The sequence below is a fragment of the Actinomyces sp. S4-C9 genome (assembly GCF_000758775.1).
GTDB lineage: Bacteria > Actinomycetota > Actinomycetes > Actinomycetales > Actinomycetaceae > Gleimia > Gleimia europaea.
This window is the reverse complement of sequence record NZ_JRMU01000005.1, coordinates 1-24725: the sequence shown is the minus strand read 5'-3', so window position 1 is coordinate 24725 and position 24725 is coordinate 1. Positions and strand designations below refer to the sequence as shown.

Here is a 24725-nt window from a genome sequence, read left to right as displayed (position 1 = left end):
GTTACCTCTTTCTGATCCACGTTCCGGCCAATATGCGGCTAACATCACTGTCCGCGCGGCCCCTACCGATCACGTACGCCTGATGGATACCCCACTCGGATAACTCGTGATTAGACAGGGAGCTTTCATGTGTGAAAACAATGCAAGGTAGGGCGTATTCAGCGGCTAGAGAACCCAGCATCCGAATTGGCGAGTCCGCGATGGTTTGCGGGTGGAGAGTGTCGATTACTCCGACCACCAGGTCGGCCTGGGCGATTTGTTTACGTAAATCAAACGCTTCTGCCAAGACTTCCGCCAGACTGGTTAGCTGTCCGCGTAGCCCTAGCGCAAGAGCGCCAATACCAAGTCCCGCTCCTGAACCAACCGCGCGCGCGAACGAGGTTGAGCTAGGCGCTAGCTGTTCAGCTTGACCAATATCACTCAGCTTCTGGTAGAACGACGTCAATCCACGCACGGCCTGTTGCCCAACCGTGTCCAATGCACTGCCGGTAGGCCCCTGCGCCAATGTTGAGTCCAATCCCAGTAATGGGCGCTCGGTAGCACTTGCAACCGTGAGGTTACGGTTACCAATGCTATTTAGCGCGCGAAAGCGCACCTGTGCTAGGAGGTCGTGGTTTTCGAACCAGACGGCGCCCGCCTCGCCTTCAATTTCCGTCCCGATGGCTGCGCTGACCTCTGCCACAGATGCAAATGCTCTCTTGGCAGGAACGCCGGCCAGCTCCATCAGGGTTCCGATTGCACCGATCTCGGCATTCTTCGTCGAGCTTTGTGGCAACGAGGTAACCGGATTCGCGGATGGTTCCTCATGACCCGCCACCACCCAGGTGGTTTTGCCTTCGGCCGCCCAAGCCTGCACGTTGCCCAACTGTTCCCTAGCACAGACGTGCATCCCCATCGCGGCCAGATTGGTAGCCGCGTGAGCCGTGTCGAGGTCAATCGCGGTAGCAGACACGGCACCCTCGAAAATGGTGGCGATTATGTTCGCTATATCCTTACTTTCGAGGACGGCCTGTTCACCGGCAACCACGACGTGGTTGAACGTGTATGTCACGCCTTCTCCGCAAACTTTTGCAGCATTAGCGCTTCGGCCAAGATAGCGTTCTTCAGATCGTTCAAATCCTGTGATTCGTTTTCAGAGTGCGCGTTGGTAAGCGGATCTTCAACGCCAGTGACTATCACTTGCGCGCCCGGAAACTGTTCTTGGAACGTAGAGATGAACGGGATTGAACCACCCACGCCAATGTTTACCGATGGCACTCCCCACGCCTGCGACAAAGCCTCATGCGCGATTTTCGCCGCATCCGACTCGAGGTCTGCCTGGTAGCCCGGGCCGATCTCACCGGCCTCAAACTCAACAACGGCCCCAAACGGACGGTTTTCCATGATGTGGCGCTCAAGTGTCGCCATGGCTTCCCTACCGTCTGTGCCTGGCACAGTGCGTACCGAAACCTTGAACTTAGTCTCGGGCCAAATGGTGTTTGACGAGTGTGCAACCGAGGTCGCATCGAGACCAATGATCGACACTGCGGGCTGTGTCCACATACGCGACGCAAGATCTCCAGACCCGGCGATGCGAACTCCCTCTAGCAGGCCGGCCTCAGCCCTAAACTCCGCCTCGTCGTACACCACATCCGCACTCTTACTACCGCCAAGGCCGGCAATAGCAACCTCGCCAGCGTCATTATGGAATGTGGAAATTAGGTGCGATGCCGCGGTAATGGAATCGAGGACGGGACCTCCCCACATGCCCGAATGCATCGCGTGATCGGTCATACGAACCGTTACGGTTGCATCGATTACACCGCGCAGCGAAGAAGTCAATGCGGGCTTGCCTGGCTTCCAGTTATCGGAATCGGTAACGATGATGTAGTCAGCTTCGAGCTGCTTGTGGTACTTAGTGAGGAAGTTTTCAAACGAGGGAGAGCCAACCTCTTCCTCGCCCTCGATGTAAACGGTTACGTTTACGGGGAGTTGATCACTGAGCAAGCTCAGCGAGCCGAGGTGAACAACGATGCCTGCTCCATCATCAGAAGAGCCGCGACCATAGAGACGACCATCCCGAATTTGCGGCTCAAACGGGCTACCGGTCCATTTGTCAGGATCTCCGCCTGGCTGAACGTCGTGATGGGCGTACAGCAAAACTGTTGGCGCTCCCTCGATTCTTGGCGTTTTCGCAACCACGGCAGGAGCTCCATCGGTCCCATCGGGCCGCGGAGCGCGCAGGATTTGCGCCTCTAAGCCGAGGCTTTCGAACCTCGACGCCACGTGTTTTGCGCAGCGCTCAACTTCTGATTGATCAAAGGAGGCCGAGGAAACGGAGGGGATACGGACGATGTCTTCGAGTTCGCGCACGAACTGGTCGAACTGATCTTCAAGTCGCTGTTTGATATTCACCCTCCTTACGTTAAACACCTTGGAACTATTCGGCAATATTGCTATTGTCGGCCTGTTATTTAGGCCTTCAGATGCCCTGCGGTACAGTTGGAAGCGTGTTTGGAAAAGAAAAGTCTAAGGATCACTCTGGCGATCAGGCTCACGAGGTAGTTGGCAAGGGTCGTCCCACCAGAAGTCGTAAAGAGGCTGAGGCCGCGAACCGTCGCCCCATGATCCCGAAGGATCGTCGCGAAGCTAAGCGCCGCCGTCGCGAACGTGAAAACGCTCTATGGGAGCGCCAGCAGCGCGCAATGGAAACCGGCGACGAACGCTACATGCCGGCCCGTGACAAGGGCAGGATCCGCCGGTTCACACGTGACTACGTGGATGCGCGTTGGACCTTGGCTGAGTTCGTACTTCCGATGATGCTGGTTTTGATCATTGCTATGTTCTCGATGATTTTCCTGGCAAGGCTAACCACACCTGAAACAGCCGCGTTGGTTGTCCAGGTAGTCACTTACCTAACATACGGCATGTTGATTTTCTCGGTGTTTGAGTCGATCCTCATCAACATGCAGATCAAGAAGATCGCGGCAAAAAAGTGGCCGAACGAACCGTGGATTCGTAACTGGTTCTACACGTTCTCCCGCATGATCATGCTTCGCCGGTGGCGCCAGCCTAGGCCTCAGGTCAAGCGCGGCGAGCATCCGGAAAAGTAAGTGCATAAATGTAATGTTGAGGTTCCCACCCGATTGGGAACCTCAACATTTTATTAGGGTTTCTCGTGTTGTTTTGCAGCTGCGTACCTTTCTGAACACGGCCCTAACCCAGCTATGGAGCGCGCGCCCTGCCCCGCGCAGTCTTTATTTGGCGTAGGCACCTTCCCCGAGCTCTCTTGCTATCGCGCGGTTGATTTTGCCGGGCCAGGCGGGCCCCTCGTAGATATACGCGGTGAACGCTTCCAAAAGATCCGCTCCTGCGTCAAGGTATGCCAGGGCATCCTCCGGTGTGGAAATTCCGCCTACTGCGATGATTGTTTGCTCCGGATCCAAATGTTCACGCAGCATTTTTACGATCTCGAGGCCGCGTTGCAATAACCTTGGGCCAGATACGCCGCCTTCTCCCAAAGTGTGATTAATCGTCGTATTAGCGGCCACTACGCCTGCAAGGCCAAGTTCTTTGGCAAGATCGGCAACTTCGAGGATGTCCTCATTTGCAAGATCAGGTGCAATCTTCACAAACACGGGCACATCTCTACGGGCGGCTTCGCGGGCGGCCTGCAGGGTGGTCTCGATGATTGGCCGAAGCGTCTTGGCAGATTGCAGGCTGCGAAGTCCCGGAGTGTTGGGCGAGGACACATTGATCACTAAGAAATCAACAAAACGCGCTAGCTCGCGGGCGCAGATCTCGTAATCAGTTGCCGCGTCCTCGTTAGCTGTCACCTTGTTCTTGCCAATATTTGCGCCCACAACAATCTGTCTGCCGGAAGGGGTTGAACGCAGCTTCTTTAGGCGCTGTTTCACAGCCTCCACGCCATCGTTGTTAAAACCCATCCGGTTGCGGATTTCGCGAGACTCGGGCAGTCGCCATAGCCTGGGCTTATCGTTGCCTGGTTGCGGACGGGGGGTTACCGTTCCGATTTCTAAGAAACCGAATCCCATTGCCGCCATGCCCTCGACCGCGAGCGCATTTTTGTCCATTCCAGCGGCAAGTCCGAGCCTGCCTTTTAGCCTGCGCGGCAAGAATGTAGCACCCACGGGCACGGAGGTGTCAGAATGGTCAAACACCATTCCCATGCCAGCTCTTGTAACCGGGTTTGAGCCAGCCAGTTCAATCGCTTTGATTGCTACTTCGTGCGCTATCTCTGGGTCGGTATGAACCAGACCGTAATCAAAAATCCACCTGTACACGCTCCTAGCTTACATTGGCAAGGCTCGGCATAGACCACGGCGGGAACCACTCAAGATGTGCCTGGCAGACGCGGTATAGGTGGCGATTAATCCCACCAGACCCACCAGCCTTCTCGGCCCGGGTTCCAAGATGGCCTTATCTTCGTTATTTCGTCGGGGCGATCAAGGGCCGAATCTAAACCAAGTTCGCGCTCTAAGTACTCCCACAAGGCGTCACATTCACAAGAGGTTTCGTGGAACGCCTCAACGTGGAAATCTGGCGCACCGTAGTAGACAAACCCCTCGATACTGACGCGCTCATCGGGGCGCGTGGGGCCGATCGCGTAACCCACCAGTTCTACCTGGCCCGGGTGGGCAACTGCTGCCTGCAACAGTTGTAGCGTAGTTGGCCCATAGTTTTGCCGTCCGTCCAACTGCTGACTCGGTAACAGTTTTAAGAGTCTTTCTGCCGCGCTCGCACCCAGACCGTGAAACGGAACAAAGCTTTCTAGCTCCTCCCCCGTCCACTCACTTTCCATACAAACCATGTACGGCTCCAAGATCCGCTTTATCCCAATTTTGGTTGTCCAGCCCGATTGTTCTTCAACCAGCATTTATTGCTCCTTTCGTATGGACGTCTTAATGCTGACCGCAACCTACTTACCTAACAGTTCAATCAAATGGCAGGTGTGGATGCGCGGACACTGAGAGTCTTGGGGATAAGCGGAAGATGCGATAATGGCATGGTGATCATTGCAGTAGACGACCTTAGCGACCAGCGACTTTTGGATTACACGTCACTTACGGACGTTAAATTGCGGTCCCGTTTGGAACCAGAACTCGGGCTTTTTATGGCCGAATCTAAGAACGTAATCGAACGCGCTCTAGAGGCCGGCTACAAACCTCGATCTTTCCTAATTCCAGAAAAATGGCTGGACTCAATGCAGGAAACCCTGACGAGATTGGGACCCGAAGGCAAAGATGTTCCCGTTTTTGTAGCGAGTGAGGATGTACTGGAGCAGATCACTGGGTTCCACCTACATCGCAGTGCAATGGCGGCCATGCACAGGCGCCAGTTGGCGCCCGTCCAAGAGGTAATCGCAGATGCGCATCGCATTGCAATCATCGAAGACATCGTGGACCACAAGAATGTGGGGGCTATTTTCCGCTCGGCAGCGGCTCTCGATGTGGATGCAGTGCTCGTAACGCCAAGCTGCGCGGATCCTTTGTATCGCCGCTCTGTGAGAGTATCTATGGGGTCGGTTTTTCAAGTGCCGTGGACTCGGCTTGAAACATGGCCCGATATGAGACCGCTCCATGACCTCGGATTCCACGTTGCTGCTCTCGCATTGGGGGAAAACACGGTTCGTCTCGACGACTTTGAGCAACGCGTAAAGCTCAATCCCGAGATGAAGGTTGCTTGGATTCTTGGTTCAGAGGGGTACGGCTTGAAGGAGCGCACTATCCGCGCAGCTGACAGCTCCGTTATGATCCCGATGAGTCACGGCGTGGATTCGCTCAATGTAGCGGCGGCCAGTGCGGTTGCGTTTTGGGCAACGCGCCGCTTAAGTTAACCGGGTTTCAATCAGGCGCTCAATAACACCCACCGTGTCCTGCCACCCACTCACAGAAATGGTTTCGAAACCTGCTTTCTTTACGGGGTAGTCGTTGCCCTGCGGGTCAAGACGATCCCCAACAAACACTATCTGATCTATCGCCAGTCCTGTTTGCTCCATGATTTTGGCCATCCCGTAGGCTTTATCCACGCCTTTCATGGTGACGTCCACCGAGGTTGATCCACCCGAGCGAACCTCAAGATCAGGCAGTTGCACGGCAACCGCATCGCGCAACCGCGCCTTCTTCTCTCCAGTGGGGTCCCAAGCCCTCTTTGCTTCCAATGGTGCCTGCTGGCCAAGAGCTGAATACGTGATCTGACTACCACGGTCTTCGATAATGTCACCGGCGGGATTATCTTCCCACAAGCCAAGTTCTTTAGCGCATTTTTCCAAGGTGGTTATGGCATCGCGCTTGGTCGTTTCGTCCAGGTCATGCGCGTATTGCGCCTGCCAGATGCCATTTTCGCGCCGGTAGTAGCGCGTTCCACACGTTGGCATCAGGTGCAGGCGGCTCATCTGTTCCTCACTCGCAAACAGGTTCGAAAGCAACTGAGTTTGGAACTGCTCCAGATTGCCTCCGGAGATTACTAACACTTGCGCCCTATCCAGGAGCCGGCGCAAGCACTTCCCAACCTCGCCCGGCAAACTCGATTTCGAGGGCGCGAGCGTGTCGTCCAGGTCAAACGCTACGAGCTTTAGCTGCATAACTCTCCCAAAATGCAAAAGATGGTGGCAAAACTGCCACCATCTTAAGCAACTCTTCGCTAAGCGGGAAACTAGTCGGTTAGCGCACCTGTAGGCTCACCTTCGATCTCCGGCTCTGGAATGTCAGATCTTTGTAGTGCCACTACGGAGGCAACGAGGCCTCCCCACACTACGAGGATGGTTAGAACCATGAGGATAATCGATGCTGGTTCCATGTTTAGTCTTCCTCTCCCTTGAACTTGATAACGTCTTCGTGCTTGGCTTCACGCCAAGGTAATTTCGTCAAAATGAACGCGCCGATCACGGCCACAGCGATGGTTCCCCAGCCGAATATTAGGACGTTGAGACTTCCTGCGCTCCAATCCCCATATCCTTCGGTGACATATCCGATTAGAGCTTGGAATAGCATCACTGCGAGAAGTGCGGGCGTAACCAGGCCAACTATCCAGTCCCACGCCGCGGGAACAGGAACAGCGGAGGCGAGGTTCAGGTGCTTACGCAGCGCCCGAACCTTCGGAACTGCGAAGTAGGCAAGTAGTGTCATCACGATCGCTGAGAACACGACACCCACGTTATTGATGAATGCGTCCACCACGTCAAGCGTGTTCAGGCCGGTGGTAGTAGAGAATAGGACCACTGAAACTACCCCCGCGACCGCACCCACAGTAACTGCAGCTTTTCGGGCCGAGTATCCGAACTTGTCCTGGAATGCGCCCGACACCACTTGGAGTAGCGACAAAAGTGAAGTGATACCAGCTAGGACGAGCGAGATGAAGAACAAGACGCCAAACAGTGGACCACCAGGCATCTGGTTAATGATTGCGGGGAAGGTCATGAAGGAAAGACCAACGCCCGTAATACCTTTAAGCTCGTTTAGCCCAACGCCCTGCTGATTCGCCATGAAACCGAGGGTTGCAAACACGCCGATACCCGCAAGGATCTCGAACGAGGAGTTAGCGAATCCAGCAACAAGGCCCGTGCCAGCCAGGTTTGCCTTGCGCGGCAGGTAAGAGGCGTAGGTAAGCATGATGCCAAAAGCGATGGACAATGAGAAGAAGATCTGACTTACTGCCGCAAGCCAAACGTTGGCATCAAAGAGTGCGGACCAGTCCGGAGTGAAGAACGCGTTCAAGCCCTCCAGAGCGCCCGGCAAGAACAGAGCACGCACCACCATAATGAGGAACAGGACCACCAATAGTGGGAGGAAAACCCTATTCAAACGCTCAACGCCCTTGGAGACACCGCGTCCGAGAATAAAGAGGACGAAGAGCCAAAGAACAACCAATGGGATAAGTATGCTCAGAACTGGCTTAAAGCTGATGAGGTCACCACTTGCCTGCAAAAAGTCTGAAACGAAAAAGCTGGTGGTGTCTTCACCCCAGGCGAGGCGAACCGAATAGATTGCGTACATCATCGCCCATGCCACGATCATTGCGTAGTAGACGGTAATAATGAACGAAACCATTACCTGGAACCAGCCGAGGCTTTCCGCCTTGGAGTGCAGACGTTTAAACGTCAGCGGTGCGGAGCCGCGATACTTGTGCCCCAGGCTGTAATCGAGAAACAGTACGGGAATGCCAACGAATAGCAGTGCGATTAGATACGGGAGGATAAACGCCCCTCCGCCATTCGAATAGGCAACTCCAGGAAAGCGCCAAATATTACCCAGGCCGATTGCAGAACCAATTGCGGCCATCAAGAAACCATATTGACCAGTCCAGTGATCGCGCGAAGCACTATTTGTCTCGACAGGTCCAGTATTTTTAGACATTTTATCTCCTTGCACTTAATGAGATAAGCAAAACATAGCGCCCTACTCGCAATTTGCAACACTCTGTCTCTAAGTGTGAACACTGGCGATCGAAACTGTAATGAGCAACACTATATGGAGGCACTTTTCCATTCAGTTATTAAAGAAAGGCAAAACTAATGGCAACACCTCACATCGCGGCAGAAAAGGGAGATTTCGCGCCAGCAGTCCTTTTCCCCGGCGACCCGAAGCGCGCCGAACGCATCGCCCACATGCTTATGGACGACGCCCGCCTAGTTACGGACGTGCGCGGAATGCTTGGATTTACCGGCACAGTTGACGGCAAGCCTCTTTCGGTTATGGGCTCAGGAATGGGACAACCTTCGGCAACCATCTACGCAACGGAGCTCTTTCGCGAATATGGCGTTGAGAGAATCATCCGCGTTGGAACCTGCGGCGGCATCGCTCACAACGTTGCAGTTGGCGACGTTGTGGTTGCTCTAGGCGCGCACACCGACTCTGCAATGAACACTTACCGACTACCCGGCCTTCACTTCTGCCCGGTGGCCTCTTACGACCTGATTCGCGCAGCTGTTGACGCGGCCAGCGAAACCGAGAACGTTCACGTTGGCACCATTATCTCTCGCGACCACTTTTACCTAACGCCCGAAGGCCAGGTTGAGCGCTTGGCTAACTATGGAGTTTTGGGCGTGGACATGGAAGCTGCCGCACTCTATGGAGTGGCCGCCGAGTTCGGCAAACAGGCCCTTACGGTCCTAACGGTTTCCGACCACCTACTCGATCATTCTGGCGACATGAGCGCCGAAGAGCGTGAGACTAAGTTCCAGGGCGCGCTAAAGCTCGCGGTAGCCGCGGCATTTGCTTAAACCTGAACCATAGGGGGGCGCCGGGCGGCGCCCCCCTTGTCCCCACAAGGCTCAAACCCGCCCCCGTCCACACCACCGCTCTCCACGCCTTCGCCCGGCTTCCTCGCAGGCTTACTTTTTGCTTGAGAGGAGAAATAATGACTATTCCAAAATGGGCGGACGCTAACGAAGAGACAAGAAGGTACTACAACAACGAGTGGGGACGCCTTCCAGAAAACGACGACGCCGCATTTGAAATGTTAAGCCTGTTAACTTTCCAAGCCGGATTAACTTGGGCTACCGTGCTTTCCAAACGAGAAGCACTTCGCGCAGCGTTTAGCGACTTCAAGGTCGAAACGGTTGCGAAAATGAAGGATGAGGATGTCGCTAGACTGTTACAAGGCGATAGCCCAATTAAGAACGAGCGCAAAATCCGGGCGGTTATCCAAAACGCTAAAGCCATCCAGGAGTATCGCAGCACCGTACAACATGAAAAGCGAAAGAACGCATTTCTAGCCGTGCTCGAAAACTCCGCTGGCAAACCCGGAGTTTGGCCGGTCTACGGCGAGGAGCAAATGACACTGCTACGCCACTTTTTTAACGACTGGGGATTTACTTTTACCGGTCCAAAACTGATTCGAGCTCTAGTGGAATCATTCGACCTCGCCCTTCCCTGGCTACAAGAAGAGCCGACAATCGGGAGCGTTTTAAACACTATGCAGGTAGTTGTTGATCCTGTTAATAATCATGTCTAGTGCAACCAAATTCTGCACTCCATCAGGAATAATGATGTCGGCCTTACGCTTAGATGGCTCGACGTAGAGGTCGTGCATAGGCTTCACAGTTTCTAGATACTGCTTTTCGATTGAATCAATGGTGCGCCCGCGCTCAAGCATGTCGCGGCGTACACGCCGCAGGATGCGCTCATCCGCATCCGTGTCCACAAACAACTTGATATCAAACAGCTCGCAAAGCTCGGGGAACACGAACAACAAAATTCCTTCCACAATCACAACGGGTTGAGGCGCTATTTCTACAACCTCTTCACTGCGGTTATGGATGGTGTAGTCATACACGGGACATTCAATAGGGTTTCCATCAATGAGCTCGCGAAGCTGCTCGATCATTAAGTCGATATCAAATGCGGTGGGCGCATCGTAATTGAGGGATGCGCGCTGTTCATAAGTAAGACCGGTGTGCGACTTGTAATAATTATCGAGGTATACAACAGCTGTTTTCCCTTGAAATTCCTTCACAAGCGCCTTAGTTAAAGACGTCTTACCGCTTGCAGTTCCACCAGCAATACCGATGACGAGCGCACGCACGTTACTACCCCGATCTTCGAGATTTTTTCTAAGTCTAGTGGATTTGAGCAATAACTCCTGCATCCACAGGGAAACTCTCTCAGTCATTTACGTCCCTACAGCTCCCGCGAAACCAATACGTGAGACCCAATCATCCCGCACAGCACACAACCCCTCGCTACACTGTGAGTTGAGTCATAGTCATGCCCATTAGTCGGCCACTGTTGCCATAATCGTATACGAATATGTGTACGACCGGTTCGGCGGGATGGTCCGCCGCCCACAAAGTAGTGAGGAATAATCGTGCAATTTCACCACCATGGTTACGTCTCTGAAAATCCCCGAGTCAAAGTTGCTCAGGGCCTGGGAATCGATCGCCGAGCAGAACTCCCCGATGAAGTTGATGTTCTGATTGTTGGCGCTGGTCCTGCAGGCATGCTGATGGCGGCCCAGATGTCCGTTTTCCCAGACATCTCTACTGCGATCATTGACAAGCGCGCGGGTAGACTTCCGCTTGGTCATGCTGATGGCATTCAGGCGCGTTCAGTTGAAACATTTCAGGCTTTCGGTTTTGCACCGGAAATTACCGCGGAAGCCTACAAGATTGTTGAGACTGCATTTTGGCAGCCGGATCCGGAGAATCCGGATCACATTAAGCGCATGCACCGCACTGAAGACGATCCGCATCGAATCTCTGAGTTCCCCCACCTGATCGTGAACCAAGCGCGCGTACTCGACTACTTCCGCGAGTTTGCATACAACTCGCCGTCGCGTCTAGTTCCAAACTGGGGTTGGGCCTTCACTAGCCTTGAGTTCAAGTACGAAGACGAGTACCCGGTTAAGGTTAGTCTGGTTGGTACTGGCCCAGACAACGAAGGGGTAACTCGCACTGTCGCAGCAAAGTATGTGCACGGCGCTGACGGCGCACACTCTGCGGTTCGCAAGGCAATCGGTGCCCGCCATCTGGGTGATGTTCAATACCAGGCGTGGGGTGTCATGGACGTCCTCGCAAACTCGGACTTCCCCGACATTCGTCTTAAGTCCATCATCCAATCCAAGCACGGATCAATCCTGCACATTCCACGTGAAGGCGGATACCTGTTCCGCACGTACGTGGATCTTGGCATCGTTGACGAGAACGACAACCACGCGGTACGTAAGACACCGCTCGAAGAAATCATCCGGCGGATGAATGAGATCGTTGCCCCCTACTCGATTGACGTGAAGGACGTTGCTTGGTGGTCCGTCTACGAAGTTGGCCACCGCGTAACGGATCGATTCGATGAGATTCCCACCGAAGAGGTAGGAACACGCGACCCGCACGTATTCATTTCCGGCGATGCCTGCCATACGCATTCGGCTAAGGCTGGCCAGGGAATGAACGTATCTATGCAGGATGCATTCAACCTCGGTTGGAAGGTTGCACACGTTTTGAGGGGGCTGGCTCCCGCTTCCCTACTGCAGACCTACACCCAGGAACGCCAGGTTATTGCACAAAACCTGATCGATTTTGATTCCGAATGGTCCGCACGTGTAGCGGGTACATACAAGGGGCCGGGTGCCGACATTCCGATTGAGGACTTCTACTTGGAAACCGGCGAGTTCTCTAACGGGTTCCGCACGGAATACCCCGAAGGGTTACTTGTTGGTTCGAATGCATATCAGGATTTGGCAAAGGGCTACACGCTGGGCAAGCGGTTTAAGTCCGCGAAGGTAGTACGCCGGTCGGATTCAAATCCGATCCACCTCGGCCACACGCACGAGGCTGATGGCCGCTGGCGCATATACGTATTCGCTGACAAGGAACGCGCCGCACTTTCGGGGACTAAGGTAGCCGACTGGGCTAAGTGGATGGACGAGTCAGTTGACTCCCCCATTAATAAGTTCACCCCGAAGGGTAGCGATCGCGATGCCCTCTTTGATGTGAAGGTGATCTACCAGCAGGACCACCGCGACATTTGTCCGGGCAATGTTCCCGCAATCTTCAAGCCCGAAAATGGTCCGTTTGGACTACAAAACCTGGAGAAGATTTTCGGCAAGCTTCCGAAGGGACTATGGCACGGCTTCGATATGCCAGACACTGATATTTGGGAAGAGCGCGAGCTTTCCGAAGACGGCGTTGTGGTAGTTGTTCGACCAGACATGTATGTCGCACATGTTCTCCCGCTAGACAAGCCCGAAGAAATCGGCGAGTTCTTCTCGAAGATCTACATCGAACAAAACTAAGCTGTAGAAATTTTCGGGGGAAGCGCATTCGTGCTTCCCCCGAAACCAATTTTGCGAACTGCAACGATCAGTGGAAGGTTATCGAGCTTTGTCCCATGAAATCCAGACTGACTATTACGTCGGATAGATCCGCAACCTCAAAGCCGAGATCTAACGTGACCTGCTGGCCGGGGAGTACAGGCGTGGGTGGAAGCGGTACGGCTCCAGAATCTTGCGATCCCACAATTGGCGCGCTAATTGCGTCAGAGACTACAGAAACTGTGACTTGATCCGTCCAAAACTCTTCCTCTCCCACATTCTCTATGGTTATCGGAAGCGTTACTGGCTGGCCATGATCCCCCGTGTAGGTTCCAAGCGGCTGCGGTTTGCCAACAGCCACCTTCACCCTGCTCTCTGCTTCTACAAACTCACCAAATTTAGCTGTTCTTGAAACCGCTCCCCCAGGTTGTAACTGTGAGAGGGCTTGCACCGAAGCGCTCGCTTGTGGAGTTGAACTTTCCGGGGATGCGTTTTGTCCGCCACAGCCCGCGAGCATGACTGTTACCGAGGCCGCACATCCTAGCCACAGCGCATGCTTACCCGTTGAAGCCATAATCACCCCTCGTAGAAGTTAACACGCGATTATCTAGTAACAGCGCTATCTGTATCAGATTCTGTCATTATTTACATGAGTTGCTTGTCGATGCTCACTCGTAAGCGTATGGAGGATTTATGTCTGGCGGAATCGTTGCTTTACTTGACGACATCGCTACTCTAGCGAAGATGGCTGCGGCAAGCGTCGATGACGTGGCTGCTGCCACCGGCAGGGCTAGCGCCAAAACTGTTGGGGTTATTGTGGACGACACTGCGGTAACGCCTCAGTATCTACAAGGCCTTAAACCTGAACGCGAGCTTCCCATTATCAAGCGGATTGCTCGTGGATCTTTGAAGAACAAGCTACTAATTATCTTGCCTGCCGCGTTAGTGCTCAGTCAGTTTGCGCCGTGGGTACTACCCATTCTTCTGATTGCGGGAGGCTCTTTCTTAGCCTTTGAGGGAATGGAAAAAGTTTGGGAGAAGTTGCGCGGGGGCGGGCATGACGATCCACTCATCGTTGCAGGACCATCCGGCGAAGAACAGATTGTGAAGAGCGCGGTTAGAACGGACCTGATCTTGTCGGCAGAGATTATGATCATCGCGCTTAACGAAGTGGCGTCCGAGGGATTCGTTGCACGCTCCATAATCTTGATAGCTGTCGGCTTTCTTATCACCTTTGTGGTCTATGGAATGGTTGCCGTTTTGGTGAAAATCGACGACGTTGGCGTTGCCTTGATGAAGCGAGAGAAGGCATCCTCGCAACGAATTGGCAAACTGCTTTTTAACGCAATGCCGCGCGTATTGGCCACTATTGGGGTGATTGGCACGCTCGCGATGCTTTGGGTTGGCGGGCACATCGTGGTCGTTTCTGCCGCGGATTTGGGGTGGACTGCGCCGCATCAAATCATTGAGAACCTCGCCCACCTGGGCGCGAGCTTCGGCGCTGGAGCGGGATTTTTGAGTTGGACTATCGAAACGCTTGCCTCTTTGCTGGTGGGCGCAATCCTAGGATCCCTCTTGGTTGGCGCCCACCACGGCTTGAAGGCCCTACGCGAAAAGCTGGTCTAGCTTGCTCTTGAGCTCTGGGGTGAGCCGCTCCAGAGCAGTTAGAGCACCCAGGTTTTCCGCAAGCTGTTTCGCGGACGAGGCCCCAAGGATAACCGTGGAAACATGCGGGTTAGCCGCAACCCAGGCCAGTGCAAGCTGCGCTGGAGACACCTCAAGTTCCTTCGCCATATCTACCAGAGCGCAAACACCCTTTTCGTGCTTTCGGGCCTCCTCTGCGATCGATTCACGCCCCTTCAACGTGGCCCGCGATCCTTCGGGAACACCGTCAAGGTACTTACCGGTCAAAATTCCTGAGGCGAGCGGGCTCCAGGTAGTTAGGCCCAGGCCGATGTCCTCATATAGGCGGGCAAACTCGCTTTCCACCTTGTGCCTATGGACCAGATTGTATTGCGGCTGCTCCATGACGGGTTTACGCAAGTTCCTGCGGTCAGCAATTTCGTAGGCCGCGCGAATCTCATCGGCAGACCATTCAGAAGTGCCCCAGTAGAGGGCCTTGCCCTGGCTGATCATGTCTGAAAATGCGTACACAGTTTCTTCAATGGGCGTGTTCGGATCGGGCCTGTGTGCGTAAACGAGGTCCACATAGTCCAAACCAAGACGCTCTAAGGAGCCATCGATTGCCTGCATCAAGTACTTACGGTTAAGCGTGTTCTTCATGTTCACCATGTCGTGGATTCCCCAGAACAGCTTTGTAGAGATGATGTACTCGTGGCGCTTCCAACCGAGCTCACGGATAGCCTGGCCCATGATTTCTTCAGATTTACCCAACGCATAGGATTCCGCGTTGTCGAAGAAGTTTACGCCGGCTTCTGCGGCGATCTGAAGCTGTTCTTTGGCAATACCCGTGTCTACTTGACTTCCAAACGTAACCCAGGAGCCGAAGCTGAACTGGGAAACCTGTAGGCCCGAGGATCCTAAACGGTTGTACGGCATTGAAGGCAAAGATGTGTTCATACAGCCAATATAACGCGTAAAAGACGGGGGCGCGCCAGCTGCACGCCCCCGTCTTTTGAGGTTTCTGTTAACGGATGTACGCCCCCGTGGGATCAAAAACGATCTCTTCGGAGGCGCCGAACGCTTCCCCATAAGCCTTGACTGCGGCAATAATCCAGTCCACCAGGCCCCAAATGCCAAGCGTCAACCAGTTGCAGAAGAACTTGGCTAGGCCGAGCCCCACCTGTCCACGCATAAAGCGATCAACACCAAACCCGCCCAGGAGGAATGCTCCAAGCCAAACGAAGAGGTGCTTGTTCACGCGCTTGTACCCAGCAGCCTCGTATGGATCGGCGTACATGCCCGAATATGATCCATAATTTTGCTGGCCCGAATACTGGCCCCCGGGTTGCTGCGAATATGAAGCAGGCGGCGCCTGGTACTGGTTAGCGTAGGAGTTATCGCCAGAGCCGGGAATCTGACCCTGATTGTTGTTTTCTGGATAGCTCATAGTAAGCCCCCTCGTAGATTCTGTTGCAACCAAGATACAACACTCGAACTATTTCCTCGGGACACGTGACATGAGACGCCGCATTTTGCAAGTTAGTGTCGCTACACGCCTCGCTCCTTTTTCGTTAATTTTGCCCCTCTCGGGTGACCCCTATCCAACCAGCGCAAGAACAATTGCGAAGGCTCCCGTGCCTGCGAGCAGAGACCACAGCACCTTGCGGAAAGCCAGGTGCACAGCAAGCGTGGTGATTACCCCTGCGGTTGGCGGCATCCAGGATTCCACACTGGAAAACGAGGTTCCTTGAAGAGTGAAAATCACCAGGATAAGCATGACACCTGCCGGCATGGCTGCACCAAGGTATGCAAGTGTTTCGGAATCACGCACGCGAGACAAAAACACGAATGGCGCCGCGCGCAGCGAAAACGTTATGACAAAGACGGTGGCGACAACGCCGACGATGTATCCGGTCACGGCATACCATCCCTTCTGGCTCTGCCTAACGCGGGGATAACCGGATGTAAACGTGAGGCGATGAGCAAAGTAGCTGTGAGCGCGGCCAACGAAACGGGCAGATAAATCGAGTCTGGTAGCACCAGCATGCCCACACCGATCGCTGCGGCAAGCGCAAGATCAAAGCGCGCCCGGTTAGCGAGGTATGCCTCCAACATCAGCACGATGAAAAGCGACGTCAGCACGAAGTTAAGAATGCGCCCGTCAATCGGAACAGCAAGCCCAATTAGCGCGCCGAGCGTACACCCTAAAGTCCAGGTGGCGTGCGCGAAAACCTGCGTCCACAGCACCCTCTCCCCCGTTAGCTCAGACTTTGGTTTCGAAGCGATGACCGCATAGACCTCGTCGGTGAGCGCGTGGATCGAGTAGACTTTCGCCACCTTGTTCTTCACGAGATCAAGCGGGAAGCTAATCCCGTAAAAGACGTGCCGAAACTGAATGAGAAGAGTAGCAAGCGCGATCGCCGCGAGCGGCTCGCGTGCCACGATCATGGGCACGATGAGGTATTGCATCGAACCGGCATACATAAACAACGAGAAGATGGGCGCCCACCACCAGTCCAAGCCCGCGCCCGTAAGCGTCATCCCCATTCCCATACCCAGAGGAACATAGCCCAGGGCTACAGGAAGGACGTCTCGGGCTCCTAAAGACAGTGGAGAGTGTACGGTTGCGGACATACAAAAAACCTATGGTGGCTCCAGCAGCCAGACAAAATCAGTCCAGCACGTGGGCAACGTTGCCATGAGACTACTCACACACCCTTGGAGGGCGCGGCCCCACATCCGTTAAATAGTCAGAGCAAAAGCGTGGGGACCAGTTCGATTACGAACCAGTCCCCACGCTGCTCAACCCTCAACAATGGGCAATCAAGTTTTAGCAGTCACGCCTATCGGGTTACCAACCGCGCTCGGCAAGACGGTGCGGCGCCGGCAAGTCAGCCACATTGATCCCAACCATGGCCTCACCCAAACCGCGCGAGACATCGGCAATAACCTTCGGGTCATCGTAGGAGGCGGTGGCCTTGACAATAGCTGCGGCCCGCGCCTTCGGATCACCAGACTTAAAAATGCCCGAGCCCACAAACACGCCATCAGCGCCGAGCTGCATCATCATCGCAGCATCTGCCGGAGTAGCCACGCCACCTGCCACGAAAAGTGGAACGGGAAGCTTACCCTCGCGAGCCACCTGAGCCACTAGGCCATATGGAGCAGCAAGCTCCTTGGCCGCCACGTACAGCTCATCCTCGGTGAGGTTCATCAGCGCTGCAATCTCCTGCTTGATCTTCCGAATGTGCTTGGTGGCCTCCGAAACATCACCGGTGCCGGCCTCACCCTTTGAACGGATCATCGCTGCGCCCTCATTGATACGACGCAAGGCTTCACCAAGGTTCGTTGCGCCGCACACGAAAGGAACGGAGTATTCTCGCTTGCTGATGTGGTTCACATAGTCGGCTGGCGAAAGCACCTCGGACTCATCCACCCAATCAATGCCGAGTGCTTGAAGCACTTGCGCTTCCACAAAATGGCCGATGCGCGCTTTAGCCATGACGGGAATCGACACGGCATTCATAATCCCCTCGATAAGATCAGGGTCTGACATACGCGCAACACCGCCTTCAGCACGAATGTCTGCGGGAACACGTTCAAGCGCCATCACGGCTACGGCACCAGCTTCTTCAGCGATCTTGGCCTGTTCGGCGGTTACAACGTCCATAATGACGCCGCCCTTCAGGCCGTCAGCGAGCACGAGCTTTTCAGGTTCAATCATGTAACTCATAGTTCCTATTCTCGCCCACCTGTGGACTATTATTAATACCAGTTTTGAAATACTTTTTCAGACCACAATGCGAATGCGTTGGAGGATTCCGTGCCCTCAATTCCTGCTTCTATCGTTGCAGATATTCGTAAACGCTTGGAAGATGGCTCGCTCACACCCGGTGACCGACTTCCCTCAACGCGCGCGTTAGCTGACGAACTCGGGGTGTCGCGAGGGTCGGTTGTTAGTGCGTACGAGCAGCTTTCCGGCGAGGGCATCTTGCTTTCCACACCTTCGGGCAGTCGCATCCACCCGGACCTTGCGATCACTGTGCGGACGAGGCAGTCGCGATTATCTAAGCCCGGTGCTACGCCGGTTGTGCCGGCCCCGAGTTTGCTCCGGCCCGGCGCTCCTTTGGAGGCTATCACTACTTCCGCTTGGCGCGGGGCCTGGCGCATGGCCGTTGCTGAGCCGCATGCGTACCCAAGCCCGGGTTCGGACCGCCTGCGTTACCTACTTGCCGAGCATTTCCGGCTCACGCGGGCCGTGTCCATCGACCCGCAGTCCATACTCGTCACCGCCGGCACCCGTGATGGACTACGCGCCACACTCGCCACGCTCGCAGCCATGCGTCGTTCTAACTACGGCTCTCCGTTAGGGTTGCGCACAGCAAGTTTGCATGAACCATCCCGAAGCAACCGCCTCGCCGTAGAGAATCCGGGGTTTGGGTCTCTTCGCGCAGTGCCGGCTTCGATCAGCTGGGAAACCACTTTTCTGCCAAACAGTGATGAAAGCTTCTTTTCTACAGCGTTGCGTGATCTGTCCCCTGATGCCGTTCTCGTTACGCCTAACCACCAATTTCCATACGGCCTGCAAATGTCGGCCGGAAAGCGGCGCAAGCTAGTGGAGTGGCGCCGCGCCACCCCAGGTGCATTCCTCATCGAGGACGACTACGACTCTGAGCTACGCGCCACTCACCCCGCCCTCGTTGCGCTGGATCCTGCTGGCACGGTGCTACTCGGATCATTTGCGAAAACGCTCACTCCTGCCTTGGGATTGGGATACGTCATCGTGCCTCAAGCGCTACACGAAGGTATCGCTGCCAGGCTCACCCCCGTCTGTGGAATAGCACAAGATGCGCTCGCCAACTTCCTAGCTGCTGACGGTCTGCGCTTGCACACTGCTCGCATGCGCCGCGAGTACAAATTTAGGCGAGGCGTTTTTGAGCAGATTTTCCCTGAGGGCCGCACCATGGATGGAAGCCTGGGGGCCATCATAGAGCTTCCCAGCAGCGTTGAAGAGCAAGTTCTAGCGGATGCTCACAAGGCCGGACTAGCTGTAGAATCACTGGGCAAATACTGGTCGGGGCGAGCCGGAACACCGGGAATAGTTGTTGGACTAGGCGCAGGAAGTCGGGAAAAACTAACCGCGGCGCTCAGGAAGCTACGCCAGATCGTGCCCGAGCAAACCACGCGAGTCTGGTCCTAACAGACCTTGGCAGCTACCTGGCTATCGCCCGCGGCAATACGTGCAGAGTGGCCTTAAAACCAAAATCTCACGACTGGGAACGCCCTGCCGTGAGATGCCACTCAATGAAATTTGGTTATGTAGCTACTGGAGTTGATACAAAGTGGCGAACGTGGCGTGAGTGGCTCGGGCGATCTTTCCCGCTGAGAATAAGGCAAATCGGGGCTTTTAGAATTCCATGGTTCCGGCGCTCAGGTCGGGTCTCAAAGGTGCAGGTTGCAGATGATCCTTCACATGGCTTCAAACGTGAGCACCCACTATACGACACCAGTTTCTGCCGCGTGAGAGTTGGTTCAGTTCCAAGTCGGTGCAGATCGTTCCGCTTTGGTTTTGATTTTGGGGTGACCTCGGGGCGTCTTAAGAGTCTCTAGGTGACCGTTTCGGTAGAATTGCGCTGAGTTTCATTTATTCATTTCCATGATGCGGTATGGGATTTTGCTTCGTGTTGGCGTTTCTATTCGCGCGTGGAGCGAGGTAAGGAGGAGCGGTGGCGCGCGAAAAGAATACTGACATTATGGTTGCTCGGTTACTCCAAGCTGCGGGTATTGAGGCTACGGCTGAGATCAGTGGTGTAAAAGAAATTGATGAGGCGTTAAAAACCGCTTCTAAGCGGGGCACTGGTCATATTGGTAGCCCGGAATTTTTGGCAGTGGTCGATGGCTTTGTTCTTGTTGTGGAGGACAAACGGGATACCGATTTTCAGGTTTCGCTGCTTGATGATGGCTCTCTGGATATGAGTCTGAAAGCTGTTACTGACTATGCCGTAAACGGCGGTGTGCATTACGGGCAGCATATTGCGGCCAACACGCCATTCAAAAAAGTGTTTGCTATTGGTGTTTCGGGAGATGAAAGGCATCATGTTATTCAGCCAGCATTTTGTGATGGCGACACGGTGCAGGTGCTGGAGTCTGTAGAGACCTTCACTAATTTCAACGAACACAATATTGGCGCGTTCTATGATGAGCAGGTTCGTGGTATTAAGGCTGATAGGGAGATCGAGTTAGAAGAAATCGTGAAGCTAGCCAAAGAGCTTCACGAGGATCTTCGCGATTATGCTCAGCTTGGCGAGACGGAAAAACCTATCGTGGTTTCTGCGTTGTTGTTGGCTTTACAGGATCCTAGTTTTAGTCTTGATCAGCTAACTGGTGACGAGACGCGTACCGATGGGCAGATTGTCTGGACTGCTCTAGAATCGCATTTGCGAAGAATTCGGGTCAAACCTGACGTGAAGCGGGAGATGATCCTCAACCAGTTCACAATTATTAAAGACCGTACTTCCCTGAACAAAGTTCGTAAGGATTTAGGTAAAACCCCACTGAAATATTATGGGGAATTCTTGAAGAAGAACATCCTTGAATCACTTCGAGCGAACGTGAAAGAAGACATTCTGGGGCGTTTTTATTCAGAGTTCATGAGTTATTCCGGTGGGGATGGTCAATCCCTTGGTGTTGTGCTTACCCCTACCCATATTTGCCAGCTTTTTTGTGATCTGCTTCAGGTGAAGCCGACCGATACTGTGTTCGACCCGTGCACCGGTACCTCTAGTTTCTTGATCGCTGCTATGCATCGCATGCTGAACGCTGCAGAAAACGCTAATCAGCGTAAAGAAATCAAGGAACACCAAATACATGGCTACGAGTTGCGTGAAGATATGTTTACGGTGGCTACCACGAACATGATTCTTCGAGGTGATGGACGCTCCAACCTGGAATGCACTGATTTCTTCGACCATGCGGCAGAAGAAATTCAACGTGAGATAGCGCCCAGTGTCGGGATGATGAACCCTCCCTATTCGCAAGGTAAAAACAACGCGACTTCACAGTTACGCGAGATTTCTTTCGTGGAACATTTGATAGATTCCATGAGCCCTGGTGGACGGGTGGCTGTGATTGTGCCGCAATCCACCATGATTGGAAAATCAAAAGAAGACCAGAAAGCCAAACAACGCATCCTAAAACACCACACACTCAAAACCGTGGTGACATTAAACAAGAATACTTTTTATCAGGTTGGCACTAACCCCTGTATCGCGGTGTTCATTGCTCACGAGCCACACCCTAAAGACAAGCTGGTGAAGTTCTTCAATTTCGAAGATGACGGTTGGGTGGTGCGCAAGCACGTAGGCCTGGTAGAAACCGAAACCGCAAAAGACAAACTTGCCAAGCTGCTCGACTGCTACCAAAACAACATGGAGGCACCATCAAAATTCATGGTAGAAACCACCGTAGAAGCTAGCGATGAATGGCTCCACAGTTTCTACTACTTCAACGATGAAATCCCATCCGAAGCAGACTTCCAGAAAACCATCGCTGACTACCTCACCTTCGAGTTCGACATGCTCACCCACGGACGCGGATACCTCTTCGAAAAGGAGGAAGCCCCATGCTGAAACTCGAAGACAGAGAATGGGAGGTTTTCAATTACGAAGTGGTCTTTCCTTTCATTAGCAGAGGAAAACGACTTAAGAAGGATGATCACGTTTCCGGACGAAAGCCTTACGTTTCATCAACCGCTAACAACAACGGCGTTGATGCTTTTGTTGGCAATGAAGCCGGTGTCCGCCAATACGAATACTGTTTAACAGTCGCAAACAGCGGGAGTGTGGGAACCACTTTCTTTCACCCATATGAATTCGTAGCGAGCGATCACGTTACCTCGCTAAAAAATCCAAAGTTTAACGAACACGTATATAAGTTCCTCATACCACTAGTGCAGCGTCTTCAGGAAAAATACAGCTTCAACAGAGAAATTAATGATCGACGAATCCGTCGTGAAATTATTCTCCTCCCCGTTGATCATAAAGGCGATCCTGATTGGGAGTTTATGGCGGCTTATATGTGTGAGCAGGAAAAGCTGATGTTGGAGAAAGTGCTGCCGTATTTCAAGGATCGCCTGCTCAATAATATGTTGTCGCTTGGCGCTTTGCCTGATTCGCTGTGGGGGGGGGGCAAGGCTGAGTGATCTTTTCACTATCACGATCGGCAAGAACCTTGATGGTAACAAGATCGATCGACATTCTGGTTGGACACCGTATGTTACCCGCAAGGAAACTAGTAACGGGTTAGATGGTTTCACTGTTGGTCATGATGAGAAATATTTGTGGAGCCGGGTGCCTGCGATCACCATAGGTAACGAGACAGCGAAACCTTTTGCGCAGACCCACGAGTTCTATACCGGAACAAAAGTTAATATTCTTACCCCGAAAAAGCCGATGAGCGTGGGAGTGCTGCGGTTTATTGCGCGTTGTATTGAGGCTAATAAAGACCGCTACTCGTATTCGTACACCGCAAATTCCACACGCCTTGGTGAGCAGCGCCTTAAGCTCCCTATTACCGTTAGCGGTGAGTTGAACACTGCCTTTATGGAATCTGAAATCGCTAGAATTGAAAACGAGACCCTAGACTACGCAACGCGCCTGCTTCAGGAACGCTACGACGACCTCGTCACCACCGTAACCCTGCGGGGGGGAGCTAGAGGATAGAGAGTGGGCTGACTTCTTTATCGGTGGAAGTAGCGGCATCTTCTCGATTGAGGCGACCAAGAGCGGAATCGACAAGAATAAAATTGTGGATGCAATGGGGCTGGTTCCGTATGTCACGAGGACGGAAAGCTCAAATGGAATTCAATCTTTTATAGGCGCAAAGCAAGAAGATAAATACAAACCCGATGCTGGAAATGTAATCACTATCGGCTTGGACACGCAAACGGTTTTCTATCAGGTAAAGCCCTTCTACACTGGGCAGAATATTCAAGTTCTTTCACATCCCGAAATCAACCGTTACAATGCTATGTTCATAATTCCTCTTTTAAAAAAGCAGATGGCTAAATTTAATTGGGGAGGAAACGGAGCAACCCTTGGGCGGCTTAATAAAACTAGCATTCTGCTTCCTATCACATCTTCTAGCAACCCGGACTGGGATGCGATGACTGACTATGCGCAGGCGCAAGAAACACTAGTTTTGATGCGGCAGCTTTGTCGGCTTGAGTGATCCTGTTTTTACGCGGTGATGGCTGGGGCACTCCCCTAGGGGAGGTTGAATCTCTGCATCCTGTGGGCTGCTCAGCGGCCGTGGCGTTGCGCGTGAAAAGTTCTTGAATCAAACGGGGTATTAACCCACCTGCCGGTCGTTTCATCTCGTTGGCGCTTGTTGACACCCCTCTCAACTCGCTCCGTTTCCTTGATTCTATGCGGGTTTTGACTGGATACTCGTGCTTCTATAGCTGTATAGGCATGCCGAATTCGCACGAATGGTCAAGCGGAAGGACACAGCGATGGGCACGCTAATGCGGGCATCGGATTTAGTGCGTGAGTGCAAGGTTTTGGGTAAGACGCCGGTGTTTTGAACATTGGATGATTGAAGTGTGACACTCAAAGACGGCGCCACAGTCGCCTTCAGCTAATCACGAGACGCAACACTGCCACCCCTTGATCTTCCATGGGAAAATGATCGAGTGGACAACGAAGACGATTTCACTGAAACACTCGACTACGGCACCACTTTGATGGTTGCTGCTCAACTGCAAGAAATGGGGTTCACGCTTCGCAACCCAGAAGCCCTCAAAGCCGAAGATATCTATGACGAAGAATCAGTGCTCTGGGCCTCTGATCACGCAGGAGTGTCGGCGTTCAGCCATTTCGTATTCATCGATTACGAATGCATCTATGACGAGCAAGACTACCCCGCCTTCATCCACGAAATCGCTAACACCGTAGAGGTGGAAGATCGCCTCACAGACGTGTCATCGACCTGGGACTCTAACGGAATGATGACCGTGAACTACACGTTCGATGGCACACCGCGCGAACTCATATTTGAACAAGGAAGCGACTGGATTCCACGCGACATAACCGAGTTCATTATCAAGGACATCGCTACTGTGCCAGGACGGATACGTTTAGCGGAACTAGAAGTGCAAGGACCAGCAATCGTCTGGATATATCCAGACAAGGTGGAAGAATTTCTGCTCCTAGAACCTGATTTCGTTCCCTGGCCGCCTGAACTGTAATTACCCAAACCAAAGGCTCACGCTCCACAAACAAAATGAACCACGCATGCAAAACAAAACCTGCTGGCGCGAAATTGTATCAACACCAGCAGGCAGTTAGTGGAGCTAA

At 53.4% G+C, this 24725-nt stretch carries 26 protein-coding genes; 12 read left to right on the top strand and 14 right to left on the bottom strand.

What is annotated here, in order from left to right:
- Window position 1: 1 nt before the first annotated feature.
- The gene (locus HMPREF1628_RS02485) at window positions 2-1051 is read right to left on the bottom strand and encodes a glycerate kinase (protein WP_034507440.1); all 1050 of its coding nucleotides are present in this window, start codon (window positions 1049-1051) and stop codon (window positions 2-4) included.
- The gene (locus tag HMPREF1628_RS02480) at window positions 1048-2394 is read right to left on the bottom strand and encodes a dipeptidase (protein WP_198030388.1); all 1347 of its coding nucleotides are present in this window, start codon (window positions 2392-2394) and stop codon (window positions 1048-1050) included. Before HMPREF1628_RS02480 ends, HMPREF1628_RS02485 begins: the two co-directional genes overlap by 4 nt.
- Window positions 2395-2489: 95 nt before the next feature.
- On the opposite strand from HMPREF1628_RS02480, the gene HMPREF1628_RS02475 reads away from it, so the two are divergent.
- The gene (locus HMPREF1628_RS02475; protein WP_232219360.1) at window positions 2490-3092 is read left to right on the top strand and encodes a DUF3043 domain-containing protein; all 603 of its coding nucleotides are present in this window, start codon (window positions 2490-2492) and stop codon (window positions 3090-3092) included.
- A gap of 144 nt (window positions 3093-3236) precedes the next feature.
- Here HMPREF1628_RS02475 and HMPREF1628_RS02470 read toward each other — a convergent pair whose 3' ends face one another.
- Together HMPREF1628_RS02470 and HMPREF1628_RS02465 are read right to left on the bottom strand one after the other, a co-directional pair.
- The gene (locus HMPREF1628_RS02470) at window positions 3237-4283 is read right to left on the bottom strand and encodes a quinone-dependent dihydroorotate dehydrogenase (RefSeq protein ID WP_034507430.1); all 1047 of its coding nucleotides are present in this window, start codon (window positions 4281-4283) and stop codon (window positions 3237-3239) included.
- An 86-nt stretch (window positions 4284-4369) separates the two neighbouring features.
- A complete protein-coding gene (locus HMPREF1628_RS02465) occupies window positions 4370-4876 on the bottom strand; it encodes a hypothetical protein (protein WP_052038790.1) in 507 nt (168 codons plus the stop codon).
- Window positions 4877-5005: 129 nt separating this feature from the next.
- Here HMPREF1628_RS02465 and HMPREF1628_RS02460 point away from each other — a divergent pair, with 129 nt between their 5' ends.
- On the top strand, window positions 5006-5836 hold the full coding sequence (locus HMPREF1628_RS02460) for a TrmH family RNA methyltransferase (RefSeq protein WP_034507428.1): 831 nt from the start codon (window positions 5006-5008) through the stop codon (window positions 5834-5836).
- Here the strand turns inward: HMPREF1628_RS02460 and HMPREF1628_RS02455 are convergent.
- From HMPREF1628_RS02455 to HMPREF1628_RS02450, 3 genes are all read right to left on the bottom strand, one after another.
- Window positions 5828-6583, bottom strand: a complete 756-nt coding sequence (locus HMPREF1628_RS02455) for an HAD-IIB family hydrolase (RefSeq protein ID WP_034507427.1) — start codon at window positions 6581-6583, stop codon at window positions 5828-5830. The two genes, HMPREF1628_RS02460 and HMPREF1628_RS02455, sit on opposite strands and share 9 nt — an antisense overlap.
- A 71-nt stretch (window positions 6584-6654) precedes the next feature.
- Window positions 6655-6798, bottom strand: a complete 144-nt coding sequence (locus tag HMPREF1628_RS08810; RefSeq protein WP_084703164.1) for a methionine/alanine import family NSS transporter small subunit — start codon at window positions 6796-6798, stop codon at window positions 6655-6657.
- Window positions 6799-6800: 2 nt separating this feature from the next.
- Window positions 6801-8354 carry a sodium-dependent transporter gene (locus HMPREF1628_RS02450; RefSeq protein WP_034507426.1) on the bottom strand — a complete coding sequence of 518 codons (1554 nt, stop codon included), beginning with the start codon at window positions 8352-8354 and terminating at the stop codon, window positions 6801-6803.
- A 158-nt stretch (window positions 8355-8512) separates the two neighbouring features.
- Here HMPREF1628_RS02450 and deoD point away from each other — a divergent pair, with 158 nt between their 5' ends.
- Both deoD and HMPREF1628_RS08600 read left to right on the top strand, forming a co-directional pair.
- Entirely contained in the window at window positions 8513-9220 is a 708-nt protein-coding gene (deoD, locus tag HMPREF1628_RS02445; protein ID WP_034507425.1) for a purine-nucleoside phosphorylase, read from the top strand.
- A gap of 137 nt (window positions 9221-9357) precedes the next feature.
- Window positions 9358-9954 carry a DNA-3-methyladenine glycosylase I gene (locus tag HMPREF1628_RS08600; RefSeq protein ID WP_052038789.1) on the top strand — a complete coding sequence of 199 codons (597 nt, stop codon included), beginning with the start codon at window positions 9358-9360 and terminating at the stop codon, window positions 9952-9954.
- Here the strand turns inward: HMPREF1628_RS08600 and udk are convergent.
- Window positions 9907-10611 carry a uridine kinase gene (gene udk, locus HMPREF1628_RS02435; protein WP_232219359.1) on the bottom strand — a complete coding sequence of 235 codons (705 nt, stop codon included), beginning with the start codon at window positions 10609-10611 and terminating at the stop codon, window positions 9907-9909. The two genes, HMPREF1628_RS08600 and udk, sit on opposite strands and share 48 nt — an antisense overlap.
- A 195-nt stretch (window positions 10612-10806) precedes the next feature.
- On the opposite strand from udk, the gene HMPREF1628_RS02430 reads away from it, so the two are divergent.
- Window positions 10807-12729, top strand: a complete 1923-nt coding sequence (locus HMPREF1628_RS02430; RefSeq protein WP_034507423.1) for an FAD-dependent monooxygenase — start codon at window positions 10807-10809, stop codon at window positions 12727-12729.
- Between the two features lie 67 nt (window positions 12730-12796).
- Here the strand turns inward: HMPREF1628_RS02430 and HMPREF1628_RS08970 are convergent, their stop codons facing one another.
- The gene (locus tag HMPREF1628_RS08970) at window positions 12797-13321 is read right to left on the bottom strand and encodes a hypothetical protein (RefSeq protein ID WP_156956843.1); all 525 of its coding nucleotides are present in this window, start codon (window positions 13319-13321) and stop codon (window positions 12797-12799) included.
- 119 nt (window positions 13322-13440) lie between these two features.
- On the opposite strand from HMPREF1628_RS08970, the gene HMPREF1628_RS02420 reads away from it, so the two are divergent.
- Window positions 13441-14373: a DUF808 domain-containing protein gene (locus tag HMPREF1628_RS02420; protein ID WP_034507419.1), complete on the top strand. Its 933-nt coding sequence runs from the start codon at window positions 13441-13443 to the stop codon at window positions 14371-14373.
- Here HMPREF1628_RS02420 and HMPREF1628_RS02415 read toward each other — a convergent pair.
- The 5 genes from HMPREF1628_RS02415 to pdxS all read right to left on the bottom strand — a co-directional run bounded on the left by HMPREF1628_RS02415 (window position 14353) and on the right by pdxS (window position 18103).
- Window positions 14353-15327, bottom strand: a complete 975-nt coding sequence (locus tag HMPREF1628_RS02415) for an aldo/keto reductase (protein ID WP_198030387.1) — start codon at window positions 15325-15327, stop codon at window positions 14353-14355. The genes HMPREF1628_RS02420 and HMPREF1628_RS02415 overlap by 21 nt on opposite strands.
- 67 nt (window positions 15328-15394) lie before the next feature.
- Window positions 15395-15817 (bottom strand): TM2 domain-containing protein, encoded by a 423-nt coding sequence (locus HMPREF1628_RS08965; RefSeq protein ID WP_156956841.1) that lies wholly within the window; start codon window positions 15815-15817, stop codon window positions 15395-15397.
- Window positions 15818-15967: 150 nt separating this feature from the next.
- Window positions 15968-16288, bottom strand: coding sequence for a branched-chain amino acid transporter permease (locus tag HMPREF1628_RS02405; protein ID WP_034507415.1), 321 nt, complete (start codon window positions 16286-16288; stop codon window positions 15968-15970).
- Window positions 16285-17004, bottom strand: coding sequence for an AzlC family ABC transporter permease (locus tag HMPREF1628_RS02400; RefSeq protein WP_084703163.1), 720 nt, complete (start codon window positions 17002-17004; stop codon window positions 16285-16287). The genes HMPREF1628_RS02405 and HMPREF1628_RS02400 overlap by 4 nt, the downstream gene beginning before the upstream one ends.
- 217 nt (window positions 17005-17221) lie before the next feature.
- The gene (gene pdxS, locus HMPREF1628_RS02395; protein ID WP_034507413.1) at window positions 17222-18103 is read right to left on the bottom strand and encodes a pyridoxal 5'-phosphate synthase lyase subunit PdxS; all 882 of its coding nucleotides are present in this window, start codon (window positions 18101-18103) and stop codon (window positions 17222-17224) included.
- Window positions 18104-18193: 90 nt separating this feature from the next.
- Between pdxS and HMPREF1628_RS02390 the strand changes: the two genes are divergently transcribed.
- The 6 genes from HMPREF1628_RS02390 (at window position 18194) to HMPREF1628_RS02365 (ending at window position 24616) form a co-directional block, all read left to right on the top strand.
- Window positions 18194-19570 carry an aminotransferase-like domain-containing protein gene (locus tag HMPREF1628_RS02390; protein WP_232219358.1) on the top strand — a complete coding sequence of 459 codons (1377 nt, stop codon included), beginning with the start codon at window positions 18194-18196 and terminating at the stop codon, window positions 19568-19570.
- Window positions 19571-20096: 526 nt separating this feature from the next.
- The gene (locus tag HMPREF1628_RS02385; RefSeq protein ID WP_232219357.1) at window positions 20097-21998 is read left to right on the top strand and encodes an HsdM family class I SAM-dependent methyltransferase; all 1902 of its coding nucleotides are present in this window, start codon (window positions 20097-20099) and stop codon (window positions 21996-21998) included.
- A complete protein-coding gene (locus tag HMPREF1628_RS02380) occupies window positions 21992-22570 on the top strand; it encodes a restriction endonuclease subunit S (RefSeq protein ID WP_052038787.1) in 579 nt (192 codons plus the stop codon). Before HMPREF1628_RS02385 ends, HMPREF1628_RS02380 begins: the two co-directional genes overlap by 7 nt.
- Window positions 22524-23090, top strand: a complete 567-nt coding sequence (locus tag HMPREF1628_RS02375; RefSeq protein ID WP_156956839.1) for a restriction endonuclease subunit S — start codon at window positions 22524-22526, stop codon at window positions 23088-23090. The genes HMPREF1628_RS02380 and HMPREF1628_RS02375 overlap by 47 nt, the downstream gene beginning before the upstream one ends.
- 19 nt (window positions 23091-23109) lie before the next feature.
- Complete coding sequence (locus tag HMPREF1628_RS02370) at window positions 23110-23598, top strand: restriction endonuclease subunit S (protein ID WP_084703162.1); 489 nt, start codon at window positions 23110-23112, stop codon at window positions 23596-23598.
- Between the two features lie 463 nt (window positions 23599-24061).
- The gene (locus tag HMPREF1628_RS02365) at window positions 24062-24616 is read left to right on the top strand and encodes a hypothetical protein (protein ID WP_034507405.1); all 555 of its coding nucleotides are present in this window, start codon (window positions 24062-24064) and stop codon (window positions 24614-24616) included.
- Window positions 24617-24725 lie beyond the last annotated feature (109 nt).